The sequence below is a fragment of the Mesorhizobium sp. P5_C1 genome (assembly GCF_054049815.1).
In genome coordinates, this window is sequence record NZ_JBFULQ010000656.1 from 1 (window position 1) to 2,677 (window position 2,677).

Genomic DNA, 2,677 nt, shown 5'->3' on the forward strand with positions numbered 1-2,677 from the left:
GACGAGGAGCGTGCGCGCTCATCCTCCATCACCGCGCGCGACGCACAGTTGGCGCTGACCGACCTTCTGTTCATCCTGCTGGTGCAGAGGCAGCCGGACGCCAACGAGTATGTCCACAACAGCGAAGTGGCGGTCTCGGTGCTGAAGGCCGAGCTGTCCTCGTAAAATGCTTCAAACGCTTTCCAGATAGGTCTCGATCTCGAAGTCGCTGACATTGAGGGCGAACGTATTCAACTCCTGGCGTTTGCAAGCGACAAAGGAGTCGCGCAGGATCGCTGGAAAGATCTCGGCCACATGTGTTCCGCTCTCAAAACTGGCGATCGCCGATGCCCAGTCCGGCGGCAGCTTGGCCGGCACAAGCCCTTGCCCGTCGCTCCCGGTCGGATCGCCAGGCGACATCTGCCTTTCAATGCCGATCAGTGCGGCGCCCAATATGGCGGCAAGCACCAGATAGGGATTGGCATCCGCTCCCGAAACGCGATGCTCGATGCGACGCGCGCCGGTCGGGCCGCCGGGAATGCGGATCGCGACCATGCGGTTCTCGTAGCCCCAGGCCACGGCGGTCGGCGCATAGGATCTCGGACGCAGCCGGCSGTATGAATTGAAGTGCGGGGCGAACACAAGCGTGCTCTCGGCCATCGCCGCGAGCAGGCCGCCGACCGCATGGCGCATAATTTCCGAGCCCTGATCCGTGCCGTCGTCGAAGACATTGCGCCCCTCGGCGTCGGTCAGGCTGAAGTGGACGTGAAAGCCGTTGCCGGCGCGGTCGCCATAGGGCTTGGCCATGAAACAGGCGGCAAAGCCGTGCTTGCGGGCGATGCCCTTCACCGTGCGCTTGAACAATACGGCATCGTCAGCCGCCCGCAGGGCGTCGGCGACGTGGTTCAGATTGATCTCGAACTGGCCGACGCCATTTTCGGCAATAGCCGTGTCGACGGGAATGCCTTGCGTTCGGCAGGCCTCGTAGACGTCGTGGATGAAAGATTCGAAGTCGTCGATCTCATCGATCGACAGCGCCGCATCGGAATCGAGACGGCGCCCGGTGACCGGCGAGACGGGCCCGACGGGCCGCTGCGACTGCGGATCGACGAGGTAGAATTCGAGTTCCGTCGCCGCGACCGGGGTCAATCCCAAGGCCTTGTAGCGATCGAGAATGCGGGCCAGCGCCCGCCGTGGATCGCCAAGATACGGCGCGCCGGTTTCGTCGGCGAGCCAGAGCGGGACAAGCGCCGTCGGATGCGCCGTCCAGGCCACGGGGAGAATGCCGCGTCCTGTCCATTGGCAAAGCCCGTCGGCGTCGCCTGTCGAGAAAACCAGCGTGTTGCCTTCGATGTCTTCGCCCCAGATGTCGAGGCCGATCAGGGAGTAAGGCATGCGCAGCTTGCCTTCGAGCGCCTTGCGCGCCTGCTCGACCGGGATGCGCTTGCCGCGCATGACGCCGTTGAGGTCGCACACAGCCGCCCTCAGGCTCTGGATGTCGTTCCTGCTTTCAAGCCAGTTCAAAACGTCCGCAATTGCATCGCTCAATTTGTAACCTCTGGTTTTTGAAGGTGCCGCAGCCTGATCGGCTACACTGTCCCTGGTAAAAATAGCTCGTGAGTTTTCGAAAACGAAACCTGACCATTGCCAGGCGTTTTTCTTATTTTTTCAAGTCACTAGCCGGGATATCGGGAGGCATTTCAAAACCAATTGCGCGATCTGCGATCGCAACATAGAGGCAAGAGAGCGGAAAGCCAAGGGGGCATTAGAACTGCCGCGGCTCTCCGCCGACATAGCTGCATATGCTGTTGGAGCCTCTCGGTCAAAAGCGACCAGGCCGACAATTATGTGCTAGTCTCGCGCGCTTCTGAATGATGGCGGGTGGTGGTGATGTCAGAAACGGACAAGGTGTTCGCGGGCTCGATTCCGGAAAACTACGACCGCTATATGGTGCCGTTGATTTTCGAGCCGTTCGCCGCGGATCTTGCTCGACGAGCAGCGTCCCTATCGCCAAGTGCCGTATTGGAGATCGCCGCGGGCACCGGGGTTGTCACCCGCGCATTGGCGCCAAAACTGTCCACAAGCGCAAGCTATGTCGTCACCGACCTCAACCAGCCGATGCTCGACTACGCCGCTTCGCAACAAGCTCCCGACAGGCGCATCGAATGGCGCCAGGCGGACGCTTTGGCGCTGCCGTTCGAAGATGCGGCCTTCGACCTCGTTTGTTGTCAGTTCGGCGCGATGTTCTTTCCCGACCGCCCGTCTGGCTACCGCGAAGCAAAGCGGGTCCTGAAGCCCGGAGGTCATTTTCTATTCAACGTATGGGATCGCCTCGAGGAGAATGTATTTGCCAATGATGTGACGAATGCTCTCGCAAGGATGTTTCCGAACGATCCGCCGCGCTTTATGGCACGCACGCCACACGGCTACCACGATACGGCCCTGATCCGTAGCGAGTTGGAGGACGCGGGCTTCTCCCGTGTGATGATCGAGACGAGGGCCGAACAGAGCCGTGCATCCTCGCCGCGCCATGCGGCCGTTGCTTATTGTCAGGGAACTCCTCTTCGCAACGAAATCGAGGCCAGGGGCGTGGGAGAACTGGAAGCTGCAACCGACTGCGCGGCCTCCGCGATTGCGGACAGACATGGCCGCGGCGAGATTGCCGCCAAAATTCAGGCCCACGTGATCATGGCCGTGG

At 61.2% G+C, this 2,677-nt stretch carries 2 protein-coding genes and 1 pseudogene; 2 read left to right on the plus strand and 1 reads right to left on the minus strand.

What is annotated here, in order from left to right:
* A pseudogene (locus ACXJ7R_RS29475) lies at positions 1 to 165 on the plus strand (MurR/RpiR family transcriptional regulator); the annotation flags it as partial.
* Between the two features lie 6 nt (positions 166 to 171).
* Here ACXJ7R_RS29475 and ACXJ7R_RS29480 read toward each other — a convergent pair.
* On the minus strand, positions 172 to 1,527 hold the full coding sequence (locus ACXJ7R_RS29480) for a glutamine synthetase family protein (protein WP_457154902.1): 1,356 nt from the start codon (positions 1,525 to 1,527) through the stop codon (positions 172 to 174).
* Positions 1,528 to 1,869: 342 nt separating this feature from the next.
* Here ACXJ7R_RS29480 and ACXJ7R_RS29485 point away from each other — a divergent pair.
* The coding region (locus ACXJ7R_RS29485; RefSeq protein ID WP_457154903.1) for a class I SAM-dependent methyltransferase at positions 1,870 to 2,677 on the plus strand (808 nt) is incomplete at its 3' end.